General features: G+C 70.7%; 20 protein-coding genes. 2 read left to right on the top strand and 18 right to left on the bottom strand.

Annotated features, from left to right (window positions below; all coding sequences use genetic code 11):
• Nucleotides 1-210: 210 nt before the first annotated feature.
• From ACY0I8_RS03660 to ACY0I8_RS03575, 18 genes are all read right to left on the bottom strand, one after another.
• The gene (locus ACY0I8_RS03660) at nt 211-1227 is read right to left on the bottom strand and encodes a Ppx/GppA phosphatase family protein (RefSeq protein ID WP_459941580.1); all 1017 of its coding nucleotides are present in this window, start codon (nt 1225-1227) and stop codon (nt 211-213) included.
• Nucleotides 1206-2615 (bottom strand): glucose-6-phosphate isomerase, encoded by a 1410-nt coding sequence (locus ACY0I8_RS03655; protein WP_459941579.1) that lies wholly within the window; start codon nt 2613-2615, stop codon nt 1206-1208. Before ACY0I8_RS03655 ends, ACY0I8_RS03660 begins: the two co-directional genes overlap by 22 nt.
• A 236-nt stretch (nt 2616-2851) precedes the next feature.
• Nucleotides 2852-3649, bottom strand: coding sequence for a pterin-binding domain-containing protein (locus ACY0I8_RS03650; protein ID WP_459941578.1), 798 nt, complete (start codon nt 3647-3649; stop codon nt 2852-2854).
• Nucleotides 3646-4602 (bottom strand): DUF4388 domain-containing protein, encoded by a 957-nt coding sequence (locus ACY0I8_RS03645; protein WP_459941577.1) that lies wholly within the window; start codon nt 4600-4602, stop codon nt 3646-3648. Before ACY0I8_RS03645 ends, ACY0I8_RS03650 begins: the two co-directional genes overlap by 4 nt.
• Nucleotides 4599-6326, bottom strand: a complete 1728-nt coding sequence (locus tag ACY0I8_RS03640) for a hypothetical protein (RefSeq protein ID WP_459941576.1) — start codon at nt 6324-6326, stop codon at nt 4599-4601. Before ACY0I8_RS03640 ends, ACY0I8_RS03645 begins: the two co-directional genes overlap by 4 nt.
• A 66-nt stretch (nt 6327-6392) precedes the next feature.
• Nucleotides 6393-6761, bottom strand: coding sequence for a DUF1844 domain-containing protein (locus tag ACY0I8_RS03635; RefSeq protein WP_459941575.1), 369 nt, complete (start codon nt 6759-6761; stop codon nt 6393-6395).
• Nucleotides 6762-6889: 128 nt separating this feature from the next.
• The gene (locus ACY0I8_RS03630) at nt 6890-7531 is read right to left on the bottom strand and encodes an EpsI family protein (protein WP_459941574.1); all 642 of its coding nucleotides are present in this window, start codon (nt 7529-7531) and stop codon (nt 6890-6892) included.
• Between the two features lie 7 nt (nt 7532-7538).
• Nucleotides 7539-8393: an exosortase/archaeosortase family protein gene (gene xrtA, locus ACY0I8_RS03625; protein WP_459941573.1), complete on the bottom strand. Its 855-nt coding sequence runs from the start codon at nt 8391-8393 to the stop codon at nt 7539-7541.
• Between the two features lie 122 nt (nt 8394-8515).
• A complete protein-coding gene (locus ACY0I8_RS03620) occupies nt 8516-9841 on the bottom strand; it encodes a CDP-alcohol phosphatidyltransferase family protein (protein ID WP_461393623.1) in 1326 nt (441 codons plus the stop codon).
• A gap of 364 nt (nt 9842-10205) precedes the next feature.
• Nucleotides 10206-12128: a GGDEF domain-containing protein gene (locus ACY0I8_RS03615; RefSeq protein ID WP_461393622.1), complete on the bottom strand. Its 1923-nt coding sequence runs from the start codon at nt 12126-12128 to the stop codon at nt 10206-10208.
• Nucleotides 12129-12603: 475 nt separating this feature from the next.
• Entirely contained in the window at nt 12604-12975 is a 372-nt protein-coding gene (locus tag ACY0I8_RS03610) for a YkgJ family cysteine cluster protein (protein ID WP_459941570.1), read from the bottom strand.
• Between the two features lie 489 nt (nt 12976-13464).
• Entirely contained in the window at nt 13465-14208 is a 744-nt protein-coding gene (locus tag ACY0I8_RS03605) for a PEP-CTERM sorting domain-containing protein (RefSeq protein WP_461393621.1), read from the bottom strand.
• 241 nt (nt 14209-14449) lie between these two features.
• The gene (locus ACY0I8_RS03600) at nt 14450-16666 is read right to left on the bottom strand and encodes a tetratricopeptide repeat protein (protein WP_459941598.1); all 2217 of its coding nucleotides are present in this window, start codon (nt 16664-16666) and stop codon (nt 14450-14452) included.
• 356 nt (nt 16667-17022) lie between these two features.
• Nucleotides 17023-17835: an AIR carboxylase family protein gene (gene larB / locus ACY0I8_RS03595; RefSeq protein WP_459941568.1), complete on the bottom strand. Its 813-nt coding sequence runs from the start codon at nt 17833-17835 to the stop codon at nt 17023-17025.
• The gene (gene larE / locus ACY0I8_RS03590; protein WP_461393620.1) at nt 17832-18746 is read right to left on the bottom strand and encodes an ATP-dependent sacrificial sulfur transferase LarE; all 915 of its coding nucleotides are present in this window, start codon (nt 18744-18746) and stop codon (nt 17832-17834) included. Before larE ends, larB begins: the two co-directional genes overlap by 4 nt.
• A gap of 155 nt (nt 18747-18901) precedes the next feature.
• On the bottom strand, nt 18902-20155 hold the full coding sequence (locus ACY0I8_RS03585) for a peroxiredoxin family protein (protein WP_459941566.1): 1254 nt from the start codon (nt 20153-20155) through the stop codon (nt 18902-18904).
• Entirely contained in the window at nt 20152-20406 is a 255-nt protein-coding gene (locus tag ACY0I8_RS03580) for a hypothetical protein (protein ID WP_459941565.1), read from the bottom strand. Before ACY0I8_RS03580 ends, ACY0I8_RS03585 begins: the two co-directional genes overlap by 4 nt.
• 209 nt (nt 20407-20615) lie before the next feature.
• Nucleotides 20616-21872: a diaminopimelate decarboxylase gene (locus tag ACY0I8_RS03575; RefSeq protein WP_459941564.1), complete on the bottom strand. Its 1257-nt coding sequence runs from the start codon at nt 21870-21872 to the stop codon at nt 20616-20618.
• Nucleotides 21873-22076: 204 nt separating this feature from the next.
• Here ACY0I8_RS03575 and ACY0I8_RS03570 point away from each other — a divergent pair, with 204 nt between their 5' ends.
• Together ACY0I8_RS03570 and ACY0I8_RS03565 are read left to right on the top strand one after the other, a co-directional pair.
• Nucleotides 22077-22394, top strand: a complete 318-nt coding sequence (locus ACY0I8_RS03570) for a hypothetical protein (protein ID WP_459941563.1) — start codon at nt 22077-22079, stop codon at nt 22392-22394.
• Nucleotides 22395-22400: 6 nt separating this feature from the next.
• Nucleotides 22401-23387: a 2-hydroxyacyl-CoA dehydratase family protein gene (locus ACY0I8_RS03565; protein ID WP_459941562.1), complete on the top strand. Its 987-nt coding sequence runs from the start codon at nt 22401-22403 to the stop codon at nt 23385-23387.
• The last annotated feature ends 210 nt before the right edge of the window (nt 23388-23597 follow it).

Here is a 23597-nt window from a genome sequence, read left to right as displayed (position 1 = left end):
CCGAGTACCTTCCCGCTAGGAGGCTGGAAGGCTAGGATGCTAACATGCGAAAATCTCTTATGATTCCAGCGTGACGCCCATCCCTACCCGTGGGAGCCGTTTCCGCGTCAGGGATCAGAATTCAGAGGGCAGACCTCAGAGACCCCCTGTCTTCTGTCCTCCGTCTTCTGGCCCCTGGTACGGCGGCCCCACCCTGGAGGCTGGACTCGGCTATTGTCCCCCACCCGCCGGCCCCGAAACCAGCCGGGCCCTGCCCCGTTCCCGTTCGACGGCCTCCAGGAGGATCCCCTCCAGGAGCCCCCCGTCGCTCACCCGGAACCCCGCCGCGCCGTACCGGTCGAGGAAGGTCTCGAGGAGCGAAAGGCCGGGCAGGATCACGTCCTCCCGGCCCGGTTCCACGCTCGGGAGCGCCGCCCGCTCGGCCCGGGTCATGGCCCAAAACCGCTCGGCCACCTGGGCCAACGCCTCCCGCGGCACCCACCGGCCCGACAGGGCCCGGGTGTCCCGGATCGCAAGGCCGAACGCCTCGGCCGCCACGGTAAGCGGGGTGCCGGCCGTGGCCACCACCTCGGCCCGACCGGCGCCGAGCTCCCGGGTCCACCGCGGGTCCGCGAGCCGGTCCGGCAGGCCGTCCCACGCCCCGGCGGCGCGCCGGGTCAAGGTGGCCCGCTCCCGGGGCGCCGGGGGGTCCGACCACGCCCCGGCCTCCCAGAGCGACACCACCCCCACGGGAAGGCTCGCCGCGGCCACCGGCCGGCCGCCGCCCTCCCAGGCCGCGACCTCGGTCGAGCCGCCCCCGATGTCGAGAAACAGCCCGGCGGGAGGGGGCGGTTCCAGGAGCCCCAGCGCGCCCCGAAGGGACAGCCGCGCCTCCTCCTCGCCCGACACGATCCGCACCGGCCCGCCCAGGATCTCCCCGGCCCGCCTCGCAAACGCCGGCCCGTCGGCCGCGTTTCGGCCCGCGGCGGCCAAGGCGCCCACGCGGTACAGGGCTCCGTAGGCGTCCATCTCGGCCCGAAACACTTCCAGGAGCCGCTCGGCCCGGGCCCGGGCCTCGGGCCGGAACGTCCCCCCCGGCCGAAGCCCCTCGGCCAGGCGGACCACCCGCTGGCGAAGGGGGCCGGGCCGAAGCTCACCGGGGGCCGTCTCCTCGGCCAGGAGGAGCCGGAAGGTGTTGGAGCCGAGGTCCACCGAGGCCCAGCGGGTCACGGCCGGGGGCAGACCCATCGGTCGGCGGGGGCGGCCAGCCGCTGGGCCGTCTCGGCCATCTCCGCGTAGCCCGGCCGGCCCATGAGGGCGAAGGTGAGGCGCTTGCCGAGCTCCACCCCGGGCTGGTCAAGCGGGTTCACCCCCAGGACCTCCCCGGTGAACACCGTGGCCACCTCGAGCAGATAGAGGATCTGCCCCAGGGTGCCCGGGTCCACCCGGGGCAGGAAGAACGTGAGGTTGGGGCGGCCGTTTTCGGCGAGCGCCGCCTCGGTGGCCCGCTTCTCGGCCCGCAGGAGCTCCCCGAGGGAGCGCCCGGCCAGGTACGCCACCTCGTCGGCCCCCTGGGGAAGCGGCGGGCACCCCAGATTGCGTCTGCCCTCGCCCACCTCGAGAAAGGTGACCACCTTGTCGTGGGGCCCCTCCATGTAGAGCTGCACCTGGCTGTGCTGGTCGGTGGTGCCCAGGGCCTTCACCGGCGTCGGCCCCACGAACACCTCCCGGCCGTCGGTGGATAGCCGCTTGCCCAGGCTTTCGGCCCAGAGCTGCCGGAACCAGTCGGCCACGTCCCGCAGCGCGTCGCTGTAGGGCATCATCACGTGCACCGGTCGGCCCCGGCGGTAGAAAAGCGCGTGCACCAGCCCGAACAGGTAGGCCGGGTTGTCCCAGGGGTCGGGCCGGGTGGCCACGGGCTCGGCCGCGGCCGCGCCGTCGAGGAGCCCCTCCACGTCCACGCCCGCGCAGGCCAGGGGAAAAAGCCCCACGGGGGTCAAGACCGAGAACCTGCCGCCCACGTTGGGCGGCACGTCCAGGGCGGCCACCCCCTCCCGCCGGGCGTACTGCCGGAGGAACCCCTTTTCCGGGTCGGTGGTGACGACGAGGCGGTCGCGCGCGCCCTCGGAGCCCACGGCCCCCGCGAGCCACGCATGGACCGCCAGGAACTGGGCCAGGGTCTCGGCGGTGCCGCCCGACTTCGAGATCACATTCACCGCGGTCTCCCGGGGGTCGAGCCAGTCCAGGAGGTCCGCGATGGTCTCGGGGTCCACGTTGTCGCACACGAACAGCCGCATGCCGCCCCGCCGCTCCGGCGGCAGGTGGTTGTGGAGCGCCGAACCGAGGGCCCGGTGCACGGCCAGGGTGCCCAGGGCGCTTCCGCCGATGCCCAGCACCAGCAGGTTCTGGTACGCGCCCCGGAACCGGCCGGCGAGCTCCAGGCTCTCCCGCAACCCGGGCCGATCGAGGGGGAGGTCGTAGAACCCCATCTCCCCCGAGCGCCGGCGGGCCCCCAGGCGCTCGTGGGCCCGGGCGGCCTCGGGGAACGCGGCCTCGATCTCCCCGGGCGCAAGCCCTTGGGGTCCGATGCGTTCGGCGAGCACGTTGGCGTAGCGGAGGGTGACAAGGTCGGCCATGGGTTGGTCCTTTCCTGGTGCTTCGCGCTGGGCTGCTGGTCCGTTTGGCGGCAAGCCCCCCCGACTCTCGCAAAGACGCGTGTTCCGCGCCGAAAGAGCGGCTGCCGTGTCAGGGACCAGACTTCAGAGGACAGATGTCAGGGAACCCCCGTCCTCTGTCGTCTGTCCTCTGGCTCCTGACATGGGAGCCGGGATTCACCTCGCCCGGGGGCGGGCGCGCCCCGGAAACCTCCGGGTCACCCGCCGCCCGGGCCGGGTGCCCGAAACTCCTCGGGGGCGTACAGCCTTCGGTTTTCGAACACCTCGAGGGCGGCAACCACCCGCCGAAGGTCGGGACGGGTCGCGTCGAGCATCACGTGGGTGAGCCCCGCCCCCGCCGCCGCGGCCAGGAACACCCCCTGGAGCCATCCGGTGCCCCGCCCCCCCGCGGCGCCCGTGGTCAGGTTGGAGAGCCCGACGATCGTGGCCACCGGCTCCCCGAACACCTCGGGCAATCTCCGGAGAACCTCGAGGAGCGCCGCGTTGTAGGCCTGCCCGTCCTGCCACCCCAGGGGCACGAGCACCGGGTCGATCCAGATCCGCTGGAGGGGAACCCCGGCCTCCTGGCACCGGCCCACGAGCTCGGCGGCCAACGCCAGGCGCTCGTCGGCCTCCCGCGGCACCCCCGAGCCCATGCAGAACACCACCAACTCGGCCCCGAGGCGCGCCGCCAGTTCCGGGATCCCGTCCCGCCCCGGGTCGGCGGAGTAACCGTTCAGAACGACGGGCCCCTCCCATCGCTCCGCCAGCCAGGCCATGGGCTCGGGCCGCGCCGCGTCGGCCACCAAGCCTCCGGCCCACACGCCCTCCAGGCTCCCCACCACGAAGGCCACATCGTCCCGGGTGGCCGACCGGCCCAGGTTCACGTCGAGGTAGGCCGCCCCCGCCTCGACCGCGGCCCGCGCCAGCCGTTGCAGGGGTTCGGGGTCGCGGCGGGCCACGGCCCGGGCCACCTCCGGATGGGCCACGGTGAGGTTCTCGGCCACCACGATCACCGCCGGCCCTCCCCCCGTCCGGCCGGGGCACGGGCCCCATCCCCGGGTTGCGCGTGGGCGGCGATTCTCGCCCGCCAGTCGTCCGCGACCCGGTTCCGCTCGGCCCAGGCGGCCCGCAGGCCGTTCACCCCCCGGGGCCCGGCGGTCCATGCGGTGGCCAGGCCCGCCGCGGCCAAAAGCACGCCGAGCACTAGGTCGAGGGGCAGGCGGCCCCTTCGCCGGGCCGGCGCAGGGGCGACCGCCTTCCCCGTGCCCGCGGGTTGAACGACGCCGCGTTCCAGCAGTTCCGCGAGGGCCTGCATCCCCCGGAACTCCCCGAGCCGCGCCCGGTCCACCACCTCCCGAACCGTGGCCACCCCGTCCACCAGGGCGAGCACCTTGAGGGCGGCCGCGTCCACGTCTTCCGGAAGGGGACTGCCGGCCTTCCGGGACAGCACGATCCGGTCCGACGGCAGGACCTTTCTTACCCGGGGCCATTCGTCGACCTGGCGGAACCCCTCCATGAGGAGCTCCCCCACGTCGATCAACTCGCTGACCCCCTCCTCCACCTCCACCGGTTCCTCCCGGAACCGGAACTCGCCGCGTTTGAGGGCGAGAAGCCCGTACACCGTTTCCCGGTGCTGAAGGCCCAGCACCTCCCGGAACTCTCCGAGCCGGAGCACCCCCATGGAGACCAGGATGTCCCCGAGCCGGCGAAGGCTTTGGCGCTGGCGCTCGAGGGCGAGCCCGAGCTGGGCCGGGGTGATGAGGCCGGCCCGCACCAACCGGGCCCCGATCAACTCCGCCGGGCTCCGCCGGTCGGGCCACGCCTCCACGAGGCGCCCCTCTCGAAAACGCAACCGCGCGACGCCGTCGGCGGTTTCGATCTCGAGGGTTCCCGTCTTTCCCTGGTGGGAAACGAGTTGCAGCAGTTCGGAAAGGTTGAAGGTCTCCAGGTTTCCGCGGAGGCTCATCCCGTCCCCCTCCGGCCCAGGGCCCGCAAGAGCGACCACGCGTGAAGAAACGCCAGCAACCCGGCGGCGGCCCACCACGCCCGGGGCTCGGTCCACCAGGGCCAGAGCGGCACCGGGACCCAGGCCGTTCCCAGGGCCCCCACCGCGCCGACCCACAGCACCCCGGCGGCCGCGGCTCTTCCTCCCCCGCGTGCGAGGAATCTGCCCCACCCGGGAAGGAGCGCGTTTCCGATCCGGGTTCCCACTTCCAGCCTTCGCCGCCACCGGTGCCGACGATCCCGGATCCGCTCGGCCTCGGCCGGGTCGGGAGCCTCGGCCCGATCGAGGGACCAGCAGGCGGCGCAAAGATCGGTTCCCTTCACCCGGTAGCCGCACCGAGGGCAGATCACCACCCCGCACCCGGGGCACAGCCGGCTCCGCCGGTCCCGGGCCAACCGGCCCGCCGCAATGGCCAGGAGGAACCCCACAAGGCCAGCCCCCCAGACCGGCACCGCCCTCCAGGGCCACACGAACCAGCCCACCACCGGCCCGGCCCATCCGGGCACGGGGGCGGGGCGAAGAAGCGGTCCCCAGATCCACCCCGGCGGCACCGGCACCGCGGCGGGCACGCCGTCACCCCGTCCCGGCTGCTGCCGGGTCTCAAAGCGTTCCACGGCGGAAGCGTCCACGGACCGGGCTTTCTGGAGCGCCTCGTCGGCACCCCGCAACTCGAGCCGCGCCAGCCGAGCCAGGTGGAGGTTGTACCAGGCCACTGGATCGTCCGGACGGAGGGTGGCCGCCGCCTCGTAGTGGGCCTCGGCCTCCTGGTACCGCCTCCCGAGATAGGCGGCGTTTCCCAGGGCCACGCGCCAAAACGCGGGGTTGTCCCCCCGGGCCAGGGCCTCTTCCGCCACCCGCTTCGCCTCGCCCCAGTCCCCGCGGCGCTGGGCGAGAGCGTACCGCACCACCGGATCGGCGCCGGACCCGGGCCCGAACGCCCCCGGTTTGGCCCCCGTCCGGACCAGGTAGCGGTGCCACGCCTGGGACGAGAGTTGAGGGTCGAACGCCCCCAGCCTGAGGGACAACGGTAGGGAAAACGCGGCAAGGAACGCCACGGCGAGGACGATCCGTCCCCGGGAGGGCAGGTAGGGCACCAGAGCCGCCGCCAGCGCCCCCAACGCGGCACCGGGGCCGAACCCGGCCAGCCAGGCCGCACCCGCCAGGAACACGCCCACCCCTCCGGGGGTCCACCGGCGGTACCGCCACGGGAACGCGTCGGCGTAGTCGTGGAGGAGCAGGCGGCCCCGGGCGACCACCCCCCACAGGACGAAGGCGGTGAGGGCAGCCCAGCCCGCCAGCCCGATCCCCACGGCCGTCCGGGCGGCCAACTGTCCCAAAACCCAAGGGTCCGAGACGACCGCGCCCAGGCCCGCCAGGCCGTGGCGCACCCGGTCCGCCCAGGCGGTCTCCGGGCGGGTCGCCAGAACCCACCGGGCCCTTGGGTCGCCGGGAGCCGCTTGCACGGCCAACTCGGCCCAGACCGGGGCCTCCTCGGCGGTCTGCGCCCGCCGGGCCTTCTCCAGAAACCGCAACTCGAGCGGCACCAGGTCCGAAGCCAGTTGCTCCGCCCGAAGCCGCTCCATCCAGGCCCGAAGCCGCGCACGGGCCTCCGGGGACCGGCCGGCGTCCTCCCACCCCGGAGGAAGCGCTGCCGCGCTGCCGGCCACGAGGAGCACCAGGCCCACCAGGGCCGCTACCCGCCGAATGACCGCCCCCTTTCCCTCGCGGCCGCCCCACGGCGCTCGCGGCGGTCACGCCCCACGGTTGGCCCTCACGAACTTCCACTTGAGATCGGCGGTCACCGTCTCGAGAAGCCGGTCCTCGTCCGCCGTGAGATTCCCCCGGGTCTTCTCCCGCAGGAGGTCCAGGATGTCGATCGTGTGCCGAGCCTGCTCCAAGTCCTTTTGGAGGCCGCCGGTTGCGGGGTCGGGCACCTCACCCAGATGCACCAGGGCCATCTGGGCCAGGCCCACCACGAAACCCGTGAAGTCCACGGGCGGCAGGGGGGTCTGCCGCGTCCGCTCCGAGGACTCGGCGGGCCGGGGCTCCTCCTGGACCCCTTCCCCGTCCGGCCGGACCTTCCTTCGGTCGCGCACGGTGAACCCACGCTCCTCGGTCATGGTCCATACTCCTTTTCGGCTGGGAAGCTGGGAGGCTGGGAAGCGGAAACTCTGCCCCGCCCCCCGGCGCATCGCCTCCGCCCTGGGTCCTCACCGGCTCCTGCGAGCGCTGCCGCCCCCCGGAGCGCTCATGCCGGGAACACCTCCTGGAGCCGAGGCAGGAACTCCCGCACAAACTCCTCCATCCTACGGGCCACGGCGTCGGGGTCTCCCCCCTTGGGCACCGTGGCGATGAACCGCACGAGCGCGCCGTCGTTTCGCTTGCGGAAGATCGAGTCCACCACGAGCCACACCTTGGCCCAGTACTCGTTCGTGATGTTCCTCCCGCGGCTCTGGTACCAGTACAGCACCACCTGGCGCTCATCGCCCTTCTGGATCACCACCCGGTTCGCCCGGGTGGCGCCGCCGTTCACCCCCGGGGTCTCGAAGGTCACGACCCGGGCCTCCACGGGCCGCCACCCGGCGCCGGGCAGGCAGTGGCGGGGCGAATGGATCTGGTCGCCCTCGGCCTGTCGCTCGTAATACCCCACGTACACCGACACCGCGGCCCCGTCGGGCGCCCGGTAGGTGCGCAGGAGGTAGTCCTCCACGCCCACCACTTGCACGATCCGTTCCTCGAGGCTCGACGGCACCCCCTTCCACGCCCCGATCTCCAGGGGCACGCTGGCCAGGGGCCGCCGGAGCGGCACGGCCTCGACGTCGCTCAGGAACCGGGTGTACCCGGCCGTAGCCAGGATCAGGGCCACCAGAACCAGCGTTCTCCGGTGCATGGGTTCCTCATCCGTCCTGTGGTCGGGGGCCGATGCGGTTCAGCACCCACCCGGTGGCGAACAGCAGCACGAAGGCCACCACGAACACGAGCCAGCCGGAGAACGTGTGGAAGAACCCCTCGGCCGCCTTGGGGCTCACGTAGTGGGTCAGCAGCCCGGTGCCGGTCACCCGGAACGCGTTGGCGGCCACGGCGATGGGCACGGCCGAGAACACCAGGAGCACCCGGCGCCACGCGCCGCGGCCCATAAAGTAAGCGTAGACCACGCTGAGCGCCAGGAGGCTCACGAGGCTCCGGATCCCGCTGCAGGCGTCGGCCACCTCGAGGGTCTGGGAGGCCAGGTGGATGACGTTGCCCTCCCGAAACACGGGAACCCCCAGCCAGAACAGGGTCTCCGTGGCCACCCGGGCGGCCAGGAGTTTGAGGGGAAACGCGACGGAATCGTACACCAGGTACGGAAGGGGAACCATGAAGAGGAGGAACGCCAGCGGAAAAAGGGCCTTGCGGAACACGCCCCAGCCCCAAAGCCACAGCGTCGACCCCATGAGGAGGAACACCAGGCTCGAACGCTGGAGGAACAGCTCGGCCCCGGCCCGGCCGAGCACGTAGAGGGCGAGGCTTCCGAGGCACAGCGCGAGCCCGGCCCAGGAGCCCCGCGCCCGCCGGGCGGCCTCGGCCAACTCCCGCCGGCGGTCCCACAGGAGGTACAGGCTCACGGCTGGCACCAGGAACCCGTGGGAGTAGTTCTCGTCGATGCGCCAGTCCTGCACCATCGGCGGCACCACGGCGGCATAGAGCACGGCCACCGCGCCGAGTACCACCACGAGATCCAAAGCCGAGGGCGCCGATCGAGAGCGGGCCATCCGTAGCTCCTCAAACGGCCGGAAGCGGCCGTTCTCCGAAGGGAAACGAAGCACCGCCCCGAGGGTACCGATAGCAGACAAACGCCGTCAAGGAATCGGCCTCGGAGGGCTCGTGAGCGGGCTCACGCGGCCTTCTGGCCCGCTGGGGTGCCCGAGATCCAGCGGACCACGGGCGAGGCCACGTACGCGACGGCCGCGAGGAAGGCGATCCACAGGGGGGCCGTGTACTCGTCGGTGCGTACCCCCTGGGCGAGAAGCAGGAGGAAGAAGGCCAAAAAGGCCACCCGGGCGATGCGCGGGATCCGGGGGAGCACGGCCCGGCCGAAGTGGGCGTAGGGGACCCTCGACACCATGAGGGCCGCGCTCACGAGCACGATCAGCGCCTTGGCCAGGTCGCCGGGCACCAGCAGGCACCCGCTTCCCACCAGGAGCGCCCCGCCCGGGCTCGGTAACCCGCTGAACTCGTGGACCCCGCCGGCGACACCGGCCTTTCGCTTCTCCACCACGAACCGGATCAGGCGGTACACGGTGGCGGCCAGATGCACGAACCCCAGCGCCGCCCCGAGCCAGAACCGGTCGAACGCCGTGGCCACGATGAGCCCCACCGTGACCCCGAAACTCGTCCCGTCGGCCACGTCGTCGAAGATCTCCCCCCGGGGCGTGGACCCCCACTTCTCCGCGGCGCGCCCGTCAAAAAGATCCAGGAACTGCCCCAGGAACACGAGGCCGAAGGCGTACACCGGGTCGCGGCCGGTCACCACGACCCAGATGCCCCCCAAGCCGCAGACCAGATTCAGCAGGCTCAGGATGTTCGCGTACCAGTAGTTGGGAATGACCTTGAACGCCCACGAGCAAAACGCGAGGGCCGTGCAGATGACCAGGAGCGGCCGGATCGTGCGGTGGAGCGGCAGGGGCCCGTAGATCCACTCGATCCCGGTCACCGCCAGGAGCACCACGATGAGGAACGTCTTGGCCTTCCCGAAGAGATTGGCCGATTTTTCCTTGAGGAAGCGCCGGGACGCCTGCCCCAGGAGGTCGAACCCCAGGAGCACCCCCACGAGCCACGGATCGTACACGCCCTTCCACGCGAAATAGACGAGGAGCGGGGCGTACATGAGCTTGTCCGACAGGGGGTCGATGGTGGCGCCCCGGGGGCTCGAGAGGCCGGTGCGGCGGGCGATGTCGCCGTCGGTGAGATCGGTGATCATCCAGAACGCGAAAAACAAGAATGCGGCCCGGGGCCACCCCAGCTCGAGGAGCGCCACCGTCACGAACCCCATCGGGTAGCGCAGCCGGCTGATGTTGTTGGGCCACAGCACCCGGTTACGCCGCACGAAATCGCGCTGGGCCGGCGTGCGCACGAACCGGTACACCAGGAACCGCTCCGCCGCGAACAGCGCGAGAACCGGCAGCACCAACTCGATCAGGATTCTGTCGTACGGGGGCATGGGAGTTCCACGTGACTGCGGTCCACGGTCGCCGGTCCTGCGGTCTTCGGTCCCTTGATCCGGGCCGTGGCGGCCCACCACCTGGCCGACGACCGACGACCGACGACCAACGACCAACGACCGAATTTAGTAAGGCTACCGGGATCCGGCGTGCGATTCCAGGGGCGCGGTGCGGTGGAGGGCTTCCGGGGGGTGTGGGAGGGAGCCAAAAGGGGGTATCGGAGCGGGACAAACGGGATGGCGCCAAAGGGGCACGGGGAAGAGGCCGCAGAGCAACCGGCGCGCCCCAGGAAGGCAACCGGCGGCCCCCGAAGTCCCCAAGGGTTCAGCGTTCCAGCTTCCCAGCCTTCCAGCCTCCCAGCCTTTACAACACCCGGGTCCACCCGGCCTGCTGGGACTCGGACGGCGCGGCGTCGTCCTCGGCCGGGGCCGGGGCGGCGGGGGCCGTGGCGTGGGCCTCGATGCGGTTTCGGCCCCGGGCCTTGGCGAGATAGAGGGCCCGGTCGGCCCGCTGGATGAGCCCCCTCAGGTCCCGGGCGTCCTCGGGGAACGCGGCCACCCCCATCGAGATGGTGAGCTTCCCCCCGGGCTGGCGCTCCTCGCCGGGAAAGTAGAACGCCTCCACCTCCTTGCGGATCCGCTCTCCGATCTCCACGGCCTCGCGCTTTCGGGTCTCGGGCAGGATGATCGCGAACTCCTCGCCCCCGAACCGGCTCACCACGTCGATGGCCCGCACGCTGGCCCGGAGGATCCGCCCCAGGAGCACCAGGGCCTTGTCGCCGGCCGGGTGGCCGTTGGTGTCGTTGTAGTGTTTGAAGTGGTCGATGTCGATCAGGATGAGGCTCAGGGGATGGCTGTGGCGCGACGCCCGGTCCAGCTCCTGGGCCAGCCGCTCCTGGAAGTACCGGCGGTTCAGGAGCCCCGTGAGGCCGTCGGTGATCGAGAGCCTCCGGAGCTCTTTCGATTGCGCCCAGTAGGTGGACCGCTCGATGGCCAACGTGGCCTGGGCCAGCACGGTTTCCAGCACGTCCAGGTCCTGGGGCTCGAAGGGCTCTCCCGTGGCCTTGTCCGAGAGGTTCAGCACCCCCACCGTGTGGCCGTTCTTCCGGATCGGCAGGCACAGGAAGCTTCGGGTGTCGAACCGGGGCCGGTTCTTCCGGCGGAACCGCGGGTCGAGCTCGATGTCGTGGACGATGATGGGCTCGCCGGTGGCGAACACCCTGCCGGCGATCCCCTCCCCGGCCCGGAGCCGCAGCCGCTCGGCCACCTTCTCGGCCATGCCCACGGCCGCCCGCACCCGCAGGGCCCCGTTTCCGGCCTCGGGCACCATGAGGCTCCCTTTGCGGGCCCCGGTGAGCTTTCGGGCCTCGTCGAGGATGACCCGGAAAAGCTCCTCGGGGTCGAGGCTGCCCAGGAACCGCTGCGACAGGCTTCGCACGGCCGCCACCTGCTCGTGGCGGCGACGGGCGTCCTCCTGGAGCCTCCGGTTTTCCAGCACCACCCCGAGCTGCACCCCGAACCCCCGCAGCAGGGCGCTCTCGTCCGCGTCGAGCTCCCGGTTCACCACGGCCAGCACCAGGTCCACGCGGTCGCCGGTGCCCACGGGGAAGAGCGAAATCCGCTCCACGCTCTCGGGCAGCCCCAGGCGGGAGAGCTCGTGGGGGTCGTCCACCCGCACCGGCCGGCGGTGCTTCTCCAGGTCGGCCACGGGGGGGAGCTCCGTCGAGAGCGACCACGAAAGGAGCGCCTTTTCCAGCGGCCCCGACGCGGTCTGCACCCGGAACCGGCCTGCCCCGCCCTCGCGCACGAGCACCGCGGCGTTTTCCACCTCGAAGAGCACGCTCAGGGTCGAAAGGGCAAGCCCCCAGACCTCGATGGCGCTTCCCGCCTGCAGGAGGTCGGGCAGCAGGTCGAACAGCGTCACGGCCCGGGTTCGGTCGCGGTCGGCCCGGCGGCGCTCGGCATGCCCGCGCACCAGCGCCCCGAGGCACAGCCGGACCAGCGTGCCCCAGGCCTGGAGCTTCCGGGGTTCCACCTCGGCCCCCGCGTCCCCGGCGCCCAAAAGGACGATCTGCGGCAGGTCGGACGCGCCGGCCACCGGCCCGGCAAACACCAACCGGCCCGACGGGTCCCGGAACAGGATCGTGTCGTCCCCGCCGAGGGCCTGCTTCACGATCTTCCGGAGGAACCCCGGCCACCCCTTGGGATCCTGCCCCGGCACCTCGGGCAGCCCCAACTCCCGCAGGTCCCCGGCCACCACCCCGCCGGGAACGCACACCAGGGCCATTCGGACTCCGGCGGCCTCGGCAAAGGACCGGGCGAACCGCTCCCACTGGGCCGGAGAAAGAATTTTCCCAAGGTTGGGAAGCGACGCGGCATTCATGTGGCGATTTTGCCTCGCTTTTCGAAACCGCTCCAACCGGGCGGTCGGCGCACTGTAGTACCGCCCCGCGGCGGGGGTCAAGCGCGCGAAACCCGTTGATTCCCCTCGGGGAAGCCGCAGCGGGCCCCCGGCCCGCCCTCCGGTGGCGCCGTGGGCGAACCCCGCCCCAAGTGGGGATTTATGCAAACGCCGGTCCGGCCGCCGGCCGAAAAAAATTTCGCAACCGCCTAAAGTCGATGCCTCACGCGGACGAAAAGAAAGACAAAGCGTCGGATCGAGGTTGACCCAACCCGACGCGAACCCCTCTTGGCCGGGGCACGGTTTCCCTCCTTTCCCGTGCTCCGGCGATTTTTTGCTCCGCCGCGCCGCGGCCGCCGTCTTACCCGTCCCCCTCCGACACCACCCGCCCTCGCACGCACCGGCCCCGGTGGGCCCGGGTGGGGTAGCGCCGGCAGACCTCGGGCTTGGTGTCATGGATGCGGCAGCGGGCCTCCTCGGGGCCGGTGCGCACCAGAAACGGGCAGTCGTCCAGGCGTTCCCCCGTGGCCGGGTCGTACCAGATCTCCTGGTCCGGCCCCATCCGGGCCAGCAGATCGGCCCGCCCCTCCCGGTTCCAGCGTTCGAGGTCCCCGTCGGTGGCCCGCAACCGATGGCCGTAGAGGTCGCAGCAGATGCCGCAGCGCAGGCACCCCGCCTCGGGCTGGAGCCCTCGGCGGCTCGGTCGGATTCGCTCCCAAAGGATTCGGATCACGGCGAGGTCGGCTCGGGGGCTGGAGAGGGGGCCTCCGGCGGCCGGTTGAGGGCCTTCGGGGTTTCCGTCATGCTACGCGTTCCTCCGTGAACCTGACCGCCGAGGCGCAAATCCAAACTGCCATGCGCCTCCCCGCCGGACGTCGTGGCGGCTCGGCGGCGAGGCGGCTCAACTGCGGTGAATTGTGAAGTCGTAAATCGTGAATCGTTTGGCCGCTCGGCGCCCCGCGCGACCTACAGCCCTTCGGCCCCTCCCGAATCCCGCCTTCCGGAAGCTGGTCTCCGATACGCGGACCCCCGGCCCGGATCGCGCCTTGGAAGACTCGTAGGACAGGGGGGCGCGGCCTGACACGGGCGTCACCATGCTGCGTCTAAGGCCCCCCAGGGGTCCAGGGGAGATGCCGTGCCGAAGCCAAACGAAGCGAGGGGCGCTTCCCAAGGCGGAAAGCGCCCCTCGCTTCGATCGTTCCCCCGCTCGCCCCCGTCTCGATCAGGACGCGGGTTCCTCCTCGTTCTTCCCCTTCTTCCCCCGCCGCCGGGTCACCCCGGCGATCCCGAGAAGCCCGGTGCCCAGGAGCACCATGGTGCCGGGCTCGGGAACCACCCCCCCCGGCCCGCCGCCACCCCCCCCGCCAACATCCGTGGCACCGACCCAGGTGCTCTCGCCCCCCGCCAAACTTTGAATCTTGACAGCGGAGTAATACTGGGTGGTTCCACCAAAACCGTCACTGCTCAGGAACTTGAACGAATCCGCCCCAAACGTACCCGCCCCCGAGTACGTGATGTCGTACACGAGAAGCTCCCCGGCCGACAGCCGATTCCCCGGAGGGGGAAGATCAAACGTGAGATCGTAAAAACCTCCGGAGCCGTCTGCTTTAGTCGTATTCGTGCCCACTCCGATGTCCACATTCCCGACGGTACCCGGATCCGAGGCCGCTCTCGCAAAGGAGAAGTTGCTGGGGTCCAACTGGAGCCCTTCGTCAAGGTTGAAGTACCACCGCGTGGCATCTTCATCCCCCACCAAATCGTGGGCGCTCATGGTGATGCGCACCTGGTTGGCTGCGATGTCTTCCACTGTGGCCGTCAACCACGGGGGCGTTCCCCCTGGCGAAGGTTTGCCCGAAAAGACGGTGTCCATCTCAAAGGTCACGACGCCGGCGTGGGCACTCGAGAAACCAGCGAACACGGCGCCCACCAGTGCCACGGTCCAGGCGAAACGTAATGGTGTTCTCATGTCTAACCTCTCTCCCTAGAGGGCCACATTCGTGAGCAGCGTGCCCTGCGATCACCCGTTGAAGTTATCTCGGCGCGTTTAATATGCACTTTCTGTGCCAATACCCCGTCATGACCACACCACACGAAGACGAACAGAATCGTGTGTATTTTCAACATGTTCTGACTGCCCCCGCCAACCGCGGGCTTCTTCCAGGCCCGGACACGGTCCGCGGTCCGTTACCCAAAAGTGGAAAACCTTTTCACCCCCCTCCGCCCCCGTTCCCCTCCATTCTCTCCCGCAAGGCCTCAACCTTTGCCTCCAGAGCCTCGGCACCCGGCAGGGGCTTCAGCCGGTTCAAGACGGAGCGCGCCTCGTCCCGGCGGCCCAGGGACACCAGATTCTGCGCCCTATGGAGAAGCACCTCGGGATCCTCTGGGGCTTTGGCCGCCGCGAACCGCAAGACCGGCTCTGCCTCCTCGTGCAGTCCCGCGGTTTCCAACGCCCAGCCCAGGGTATCGGCCACCCGAGGATCTCCCGGGGCTCCGGCCACCGCGAGTCTGGCCAAGGCCAGCGCTTCCTCGGTGCGTCCAAGGGTTAGATAGAGGTTCGCCAGGTTGTTGGCCGTGTAGGGCTCTCCCGGCACCCGGTCCAAAAACTCCCGGTACACCGCTTCCGCCTCTTCCACCCGGCCCTGCCGGAGCAAAAGGGCCGCCAGATCGTTATACGCGTGGGGTTGATACGGATTCAGGTTGATCGCTTCCCGAAACTCGACCGAAGCTTTCGCAAGATCTCCCTGCGCGGCAATGATCTTCGCCTTCATGTACCGGGTAGACCAGTAGTTGGGCTCCAGGAAAAGGCTTCGGTCGATCTTCGAGGCCGCCTCTTCGAGTTTCCCCTCTTCGTAGTACAGGGTGGCGAGATAGTTCAAAACGATGGGGACCTCTCCCTGGAGCCGCAGGTAGTCCTCTACCTCCCTGATACGTTCTCGCAGCGGCGAGCCCAGTTCCTTCATCACCGCAAGCTGGGCGAGGAGAGGCTCCCAGCCCTCCGGGTTTCGGCTTCGGGCCTCCCGGTACCACTCGAGCGCTCTGCGCGCTCGACCCTTTGCACGCTCCAAGTCCCCCTGCAGTTTCGCCACCCGGTCGTTCTGGGGCAACGCCTGGTCCAGTTCCCTCAGTTCGCGCGCCGCGGCCTCAAGTTCCCCCGCGGCAAGGAAGATCTCCGTCCGCAGGAACCGGACCCGCGGCAGGGTGAGCAGCCTTTCCGGAAGCACCCCCAGAACCTTGTCGGCCGCTTCCGGGGCTCCTGCATCCAGGAGCAACTCGGCATAATCGAACCGGGCAAACGGGTGGCTCGGGACCCTTTGGAGCACCCGCTCGAACTCGGCTCTCGCGGCGGCCCAACGGCGCTGGCCGGCCAGGGCCTTCGCGAAAAGGTAGTGGGTCTCGACGGTCATGTCGCCCCGTGCTATCAGTTTTTGCAGGGCGTCCGCCGCCCACCGGTGGCGCCCGGAAACCAGGTGCATCTTGGCTTCGAGCAAAAGGGCCGTACGGCCTCCGGCCTCTAGCTTTGCCGCCGCCTCCAGATACTTCCGCGCCTCGTCGGGCCGACCGGTGGTGATGAGAACATCGGCAAGGATTGCGCTTAGCCTCGGGTCGCCCGGTTTCACCTTCAGCGCGTCGTTCAATACCGAACCTGCTCGGTCCAACTCGCCGGTCCGCAGGAGCACGCGCGCCAACGCGACGGTGAGCTCCCTCCACGCCTCGCTGCTCGGAGCTCTCGCTGAACGCCTTTGTTCGAGATACGACGCCGCATCCGCCGGCTTGCCCGACCGCTCCAGGAGTTGGGCCCACACGCGGTCCACCCAGACCGCTTCGGGTGACTTGGAGCGTTCGGCGTCAAGCAGTTCTTTCGCCTCCTCCGTTTTCCCGCTTTCGACGAGAAGCGATACCAACGTCTCGAGAAGCTTCGGGGAGTCGGGATATCGGCGCAGCCCCTCCCGGCACACCTCCAACCCTGCGGCCGCTCCTTCCCGCCACGCCAGGTAGGCCGCCGCGGCCCGGAAGGTATCTTCGTCCGCCTCGGGGGAGTCGGTCGCGGCAAGCCACGCCCGAACGGCGTCCTCCACCCGCCCCGACCCGCTCAGTGCCTCGGCCTTGAATCGGAGTCCTCTGGCGCTTAGGGGAGCGGCTTTCAAAGCCGTTTCCGCCCGTTCGAGGGCCTCCTCGTAGTTTCCGGCCGAAAGCAAGAGTTCCGCTAGATCCAGGTTTGCCCCAATGTGACCCGCATTCGCATCGAGAACCCGTGCCAGCGTCTTTCGGTACTCGCCCGGGCGTCCCAGCACATCCAAACACCGGGCGAGGCCGTAGAGGCTGTCAGGGTCGTTGGGGAGTTCCTGGAGGGCGGCCTGGTACTCGATGCTGGCCTCGCGCACCTTGCCCTCGGACAGGTAGGCGTCGGCCCGCTGCCGGTGCATGGCGGCCTTCTCGGCCGGGCCCTTGCCGCAGGCCCCGAGGCCGAGCGTCAGAACGAGGAGGAGGGCCGCGAGGACGGAGGTTGTTCGAATCATGGGTTCCGATCGATATCGAGGGGCCCCCGTGGCGCGGGGGGAATTCGGGCAAGATTGGGCTCACCAGGGGCGCCGGTGCGGTGCCGTGGCATCCGGCACGGCGCCCCCCGGTGGCGGTCGGGGTTCATGCAACTGGGGTGCCGGGGGCGCCCGGACGTGCGGATATTCGGCCGTGGGGGCCCGATCGCGCGGCCATGAGGCCAGGCGGTCGGGCGGGGAAAACATTTTCCCTCCCCCGGAGCCGGGCCGGAATGGGAAATGGATTACCCACTCCTGTGGCAGCAGCTTCCCTTCGGGGCCCCCCTTGGCCCCTCTCCCCCCGCCTCCCCTTCGGCAAGGCGGTTGATCAGGTGGGCCTGGTAGCCGGCGCCGAAGCCGTTGTCGATGTTGACCACGGTCACCCCCGACGCGCAGGAGTTGAGCATGGCCAGAAGCGCGGCGATGCCGCCGAAGCTCGCCCCGTAGCCCACGCTCGTGGGCACGGCGATCACGGGCACGGCCACGAGCCCGCCGATGACGGAGGGCAGGGCGCCCTCCATGCCGGCCACGGCCACCACACACCGGGCCTTCCGGAGCACCTCGCCGTGGGCCAGGAGCCGGTGGAGCCCGGCCACGCCCACGTCGTAGAGCCGCTCGACCCGGCTCCCGAAGGCCTCCAGGGTGAGCGCGGCCTCCTCGGCCACCGGGAGGTCCGAGGTGCCGGCGGCGGCCACGGCCACGAGGCCCACGGGCCGGGGCTTCTCCCGTTCCAGCAGGATCATGCGGGCCAGCCGGTCGTACCGGGCCTCGGGGAACCGCTGGCGCACGGCCTCGGCCGCGGCTTTCGAGGCCCGGGTGCAGAGCACGGTGGCCGACCGCTCGGCCAGCCGCTCGAAGATCCCGGCCACCTGGTCGGGGGTTTTTCCGGCGCCGTAGATCACCTCGGGCAGGCCCTTTCGGAGGGCCCGGTGGTGGTCCACCTTGGCGAACCCCAGGTCCTCGAAGGGAAGCGCCGAAAGCCGATCGAGCGCCTCGTCCACCGAGGTCTCGCCGGCCCGCAGGGCCTCGAGGAGCCGGCGCAGGGCCTCCCGGGTCACGGTTCCACCTCCCGCTCCTCCGGCCGCAGCACCTCGTTCATGGCCCCGGTCCGGTAGCCCTGGAGGTCCAGGGCTACGTAGGCGTACCCGGCCGCCTTGACGAGCCGGACGACCGCCTCCCGGAGCTCCCCGGCGACCCGGGCGAACTCGTCGGGCCCCACCTCGAGGCGGGCCACGTCGCCGTGGTGGCGCACCCGGAGCACCCGGAGCCCCAGGGCCCGCAGCCCCTCCTCGGCCCGGCCGACCCGGGCCACGGCCTCGCGGGTGATGGGGGTGCCGTAGGGGAACCGGGAGGAGAGACAGGCCATGGCCGGCTTGTCCCAGGTGGGGAGGCCCCGGGCCCGGGACAGCGAGCGGATGTCGGCCTTGGTGAGCCCGGCCTCGTCCAGGGGGCTTCGCACTCCGAGCTCCCGGGCGGCCCGCCGGCCCGGCCGGTGGTCGGAGCGGTCGTCGGCGTTGGTGCCGTCGGCCACCCAGGGAAGCCCCTCCTCGGCCGCCACCTCGAGGAGCTTTCCGAAGAGCTCCCGCTTGCAGTGGTAGCACCGGTCGGGGGGGTTTCGGACAAAGGCCGGCAGGTCGAGCTCCTCGCTCACGATGAACCGGTGCCGGCCCCCGAGGCGGCGGGCCAGGGCCTCGGCCTCGCGGCGCTCCCGCTCCAGGTAGGTCTCGGAAACGGCCGTGACCCCCAGGGCCCGCTCGCCCAGCACCTCGACGGCCGCGGCGAAGAGGTAGCTCGAGTCCACACCCCCCGAAAACCCGATCACCACCCCGCCCATCTCGCGCAGGAGGTCCCTGAGGCGCGCCTCCTTGTCGGCCAGGCGGCGAGGCGGCGCGGCGGCAAGGCGGCCCCCGGCCCCCCCTGCTGGCGTACCGGGGCCCTGGGACCCCGAGGCGCCCGGCCAATCATCCATCAAGTGGTTTCGCATCCAATCACGCCTAACGATTTGTTTTCCAAGCGTATTTGTATCACTCAAAGCCACCCGATACGGTTCCGCCCAGTCCCCAGTCCCCAGTCGCCAGCCGCGCCAGCCGCGCCAGCCGCGCTAGCCGCCCAGCCGCCTAGCCGCTAGAACACCTCCACCCGCACCCGGTCCTCGGCCAGGGGCTCGGCGAAGAGCCGAAGCCCCAGGGCCAGGGCCTGGATCTCGGCGGCGAGCTGGTCGGCCGTGCCGTAGTACACCAGGTCCTCGCCCCGCACCTGCTGGAGCCGGTAGGAGGTGCGGCGGAGCTCCTCCAGCACCGCCCGGGCCTTGAAGTCGAAGTCGCTCACCACCTCGAGCCGGATGCTCCGGGGCGCCTCGGGGAACCCGAGCTCCCGGAGCCGGGCCCGGAGCCGGCCCAGGTCCACGTCGCCCACGAGCCCCGCCCGGTACACGTCGCCCGTCCACACCCCCTGGCGGGCTTCCTCCCGGTAGAGCCCGTCGAACCCCAGGGCCGCGTAGAGCCGGGCCCACCGGCCGTCGCCGGCGAGCGGACTTTCGGGCACCCGCAGGCCCTCGCCGGGGCGGCCGGGATCCTCGGGGGACGGAAGCCGCACCCCCACGCTCGCCAGGGCGTCGCGGGCCAGGGCCACCTTGAGCCGATCGGCCACCACGGCCTCCACCCGCCGGGTCTCGGCCTCCCGGTCCCTGCGGCCGGCGGCGTCGGCGATCCAGCCCGTGGCGTCGTGGAGGCCGAACCGCGGCAACTCGGCCTCGACCCGGAAGCTCCCCCACTCCACCTCGCCGGCCGGCCCCCGGGAGCGAAGGAGCGTCACGAGCCGCCCCCGGAGCCCCTCGCCCCAGGCCCCGAGGGCCACGGTGCCCTCCTCCAACGCCCGGGAAAGCCGCTCCCGATCCCCCTCCCGGTACCCGCTCACCACGGCCGTGACCCGGCCGCTGGGGTCGGTCACCACGAGGAGCGGGATGAACCGGATGCCGAGGCCCTGGAGGATGGCGGCGTCCCGGTCCACCAGGTGGGCCACCCCGAGCTCGCCCCGGGCGGCCTCGTAGCGCCGCACGAACCCGGCGATCCGCTCGAGGGGGAGTCCCGAATCGGTGTTCACGGCCACCACGGTGAGGTCCTCGGCCGGGAACTCCCGCCGGATGGCCCTGAGGTCGTCGAGCTCCCGCACGCAGTCGCGGCAGTGGACCGACCAGAAGGAGAGCACCACGGCGCCCGGGCCGGTGATTTCCTTGAGGGTCACCGGGTTCCCGGCGAGATCCACCCCGGAAAGCGGCGGCAGCCGGTCGCCTACGCGCACCGCCGCGGGAAGGTCCTCCTGGGCCGGGGCGGCCGAGGCCAGAAGGAGGGCCACAAGCGCCGCCGCGATCCGGCTCATTTCAGCTCCTCGTCGTCGATGAGGTAGATGATCCGGTCCTTGACCTCGCTTCGGCTCTTGAGGCTCAGGTAGTACACCCGGTTCCCCACCAGGGCCCAGGCCGCATCCCCCGAGGCCGAGATGGACACCGCCGGCCCGGCCGGCTCCGGCAGGGTGTAGGCCACGGGCGCCTCGGGCCGCACCAGGTTCGCCAGGAGAAGCGCCCCCACGGCCCCCAGCCCCACACCGAACAAAAACTCCTTGCGGCTCATGGCTTCGCCTCCTTTCCCGGCCCCGCGGCCGGGTCACAGGATCCGCACGTGGTGGTTCCCGTACGTCCGCTGGGACGCCGGGAGGCCAGGACGCTACAATCCCTCGTGGTTCTAGCGCCGCCTCGCATCCCAACCCGGGGGAGCGGCCTTCTGGCCGCAATTCTTAAGGACTTTCCGTCCCCTCCCGCCCCCATAGCCGTCCCAGTTCCCTACCCCCTCCACACGGCCGGCTCGAACTCCAGGGTGGCGAAGTAGTCGGCCGGGGTTTCGGCCCGGCGGATCCGCTCCACCGCGCCGTCGGCCCGGAGCAGGAGCTCCTGGGGCCGGAGCCGGCCGTTGTAGTTGAACCCCATGGCGTGGCCGTGGGCGCCGGTGTCGTGGATGACCACGAGGTCCCCCTCGTCGATCCGCGGCAGGGGGCGCTGGATCGCGAACTTGTCGTTGTTCTCGCACAGGGCCCCCACCACGTCCACCACGGTGTCCGCCGGCGCATCCTCTTTCCCGTGCACGGTGATGTGGTGGTACGCGCCGTAGATCGCAGGCCGCATCAGCGCCGACATGCAGGCGTCCACCCCCACGTACTCCCGGTAGATGTGCTTGTGGTTGATGCACCGGGTCACGAGCACCCCGTGGGGTCCGGTCATGTACCGGCCGCTCTCCATGAGGAGCTTGGGCACGTACCCGTGAGTTTTTCCGAACTCCGCCAGAAGCCCCGCGATCTCCCGGCCCATGCGGTCGAGATCCAACGGCTCGTCCTCGGGCCGGTACGGGATCCCGAGCCCACCGCCCATGTTCACGAACTCGAACCGGATGCCCAGGGCGTCCTGCACCCGTTCTACCACATCCAGCAGCATCCGCACGGTTTCGACGAAGTAGTCGGCGTTGCGCTCGTTGGAGCAGATCATGGTGTGGAGCCCGAACCGGGTGGCCCCGCGCTCCCGCGCCAGGCGGTAGGCCTCCACGATCTGGTGGTCGGCCACGCCGTACTTGGCCTCCACGGGATTGCCGATGATGGCGTTCCCCGTGCGCTTGGGGCCCGGGTTGTACCGGAAGCAGATGAGATCGGGCATCCGGGGCACCTTGGGCACCAGGGTGATGTCGTCGAGGTTCAGGATGCCCCCCACGGCCAGGCAGGCCTCCATCTCCTCCACCGTGGTGTTGTTCGAGGTGAACAGGATGTCGTCCCCCCGGGCCCCCACCCGCCGGGCCAGCTCGATCTCGGGGATGGAGCTGCAGTCGAACCCGAACCCCAGGTCGGCCATGATCCGGAGGATCGCCGGGTTCGGCAGGGCCTTGACGGCGTAGTACTCCCGGAACGAGGCCACACCGGAGAAGGCGCGCTTCAGGGCCTCGCCGGTGCGGCGGATGCCGATCTCGTCGTAGATATGGAACGGGGTGCCGAACCGCTCGGCCACCTGGGGCAGCACGGCGGAAAGCCGCGCCTGGAAGTCAGGGGACATGGGCATGGGTCGAACTCCTCAGCTACGGAAAAAAAGAGCGGTCACGAAGTCGGTAAGGATACCCGAGACACCGCGGCAGAGGCCAGAACCGGGGGCGCAGGCGCCGGTGGGGAGTCGGAAGGCTGCCGCGCCTCTACCCCGTGACCCGGGCGGGGGGTTTTGCTAGACTTCCGCGTTTCATGGAACCAAACCCGCGCCCGGAGGTGGCCCGTGTTCGACCGCCTGGCGGAACTCTGGAACGGCGTCGACTGGCAGACCCTGCTCGAGCACGTCTCCAACGAGAAGATCCTCGCGGCCCTGACCCACCCGTACGGGCTGGCGGCGATCGGGGTGCTCATGCTGGTTTCGCTGTTTATGAAGTGGCGCGTGACGTTTGCGGTGCTGGCCGGGGGCGTGGGGGTCGCGTTCCTCGGCCGGTACGCCACCGCCGGCCAGGGCGGCCCCAACCGGCAGCTCTTCCTGTTCGCGGCGGGCGCCGTGGCCGTGGGAGCGTTCCTGATCTACTACCTCTTTATCCGCGAGGACTAGCCCGCCGTGGGACGCATCGGGATCACGACCACGGTGCCGGTGGAGGCGATCTACGCCGCCGGCCACCAGCCCGTGGACCTCAACAACGCCTTCATCACCCACCCGGACCGGAGCCGGTTCCTCGACGAGGCCGAGGCGGCCGGATTCCCCACGAGCACCTGCTCCTGGATCAAGGGGTTGTACGCGGCGGCAAAGCGGCTCGGCGTCGATGCCGTGATCGGAGTGATGTCGGGGGACTGCTCCAACACCCAGGCGCTGGTGGAGATCTGGAAGTACGAGGGGATCGAGACCATCCCCTTCGCGTTCCCGTTCGACCGGGACCCGGGGGCCCTCTCGGAGCAGATCGACCGCCTGTGCCGCCGGCTCGGCACCAGCCGGGAGGAGGCCGAGGCCCAGAAGCGCCGGCTCGACCGGGTGCGGGTCCTGGGCATCGAGCTCGATCGGTTGACCTGGGAGGAGCACCGGGTCACCGGGGAGGAGAACCACCGGCTCCTGGTGGGCATGAGCGACTTCGAGGGCGACCCCGAGGCGTACGCGGCTCGGGTGGAGGCGTTCCTGGCCGAGGCCCGGGCCCGCCCTCCCCGGCCGCCGGAGGTCCGGCTGGGGTACATCGGGGTGCCGCCCATCGTGGACGGACTCTACGAACTCCTGGACTCCTTCGGCGCCGGGGTCGTGTTCAACGAGACCCAGCGCCAGTTCGCCCTCCCCTACCCCGGGACGGATCTCGTCGAGGCCTACCTGCGCTACACCTATCCGTACGACGTGTTCGGCCGTCTCGAAGACATCCGCGCCGAGATCGCCCGCCGGGGGATCCAGGGCATCGTCCACTACGTCCAGTCGTTTTGCTTCCGGCAGATGGAGGACGTGATCCTCCGTAAGGAGCTCGGGGTGCCGGTTCTGACCCTCGAGGGCGACCGGCCGATCCCGGTGGACGCCCGCACCCGCACCCGGCTCGAGAGCTTCGTGGAGATGATCGGGGGATTGGGGATGTGAGGAACCGTGCGGACGCTGGGACGCGCGGACGCACACCCGTGCCTCCCAGCCTCCCAGCCTCATAGCCTCCTATTAACCCGGCGGCTAAATAGGCGCGCTAGGCCGCCGCGTATTGGATCGCCGGGTGCAAGTAGTACAGGCGAACCCGGGCAGGGAGTTTTTGGATCTTGTGCATGACCGAGATCACCTTGTTGAGCAGCTCCTTCGCCG

The organism is Deferrisoma sp., from assembly GCF_054681715.1.
This window is presented reverse-complemented; position numbering and strand designations above follow the sequence as displayed.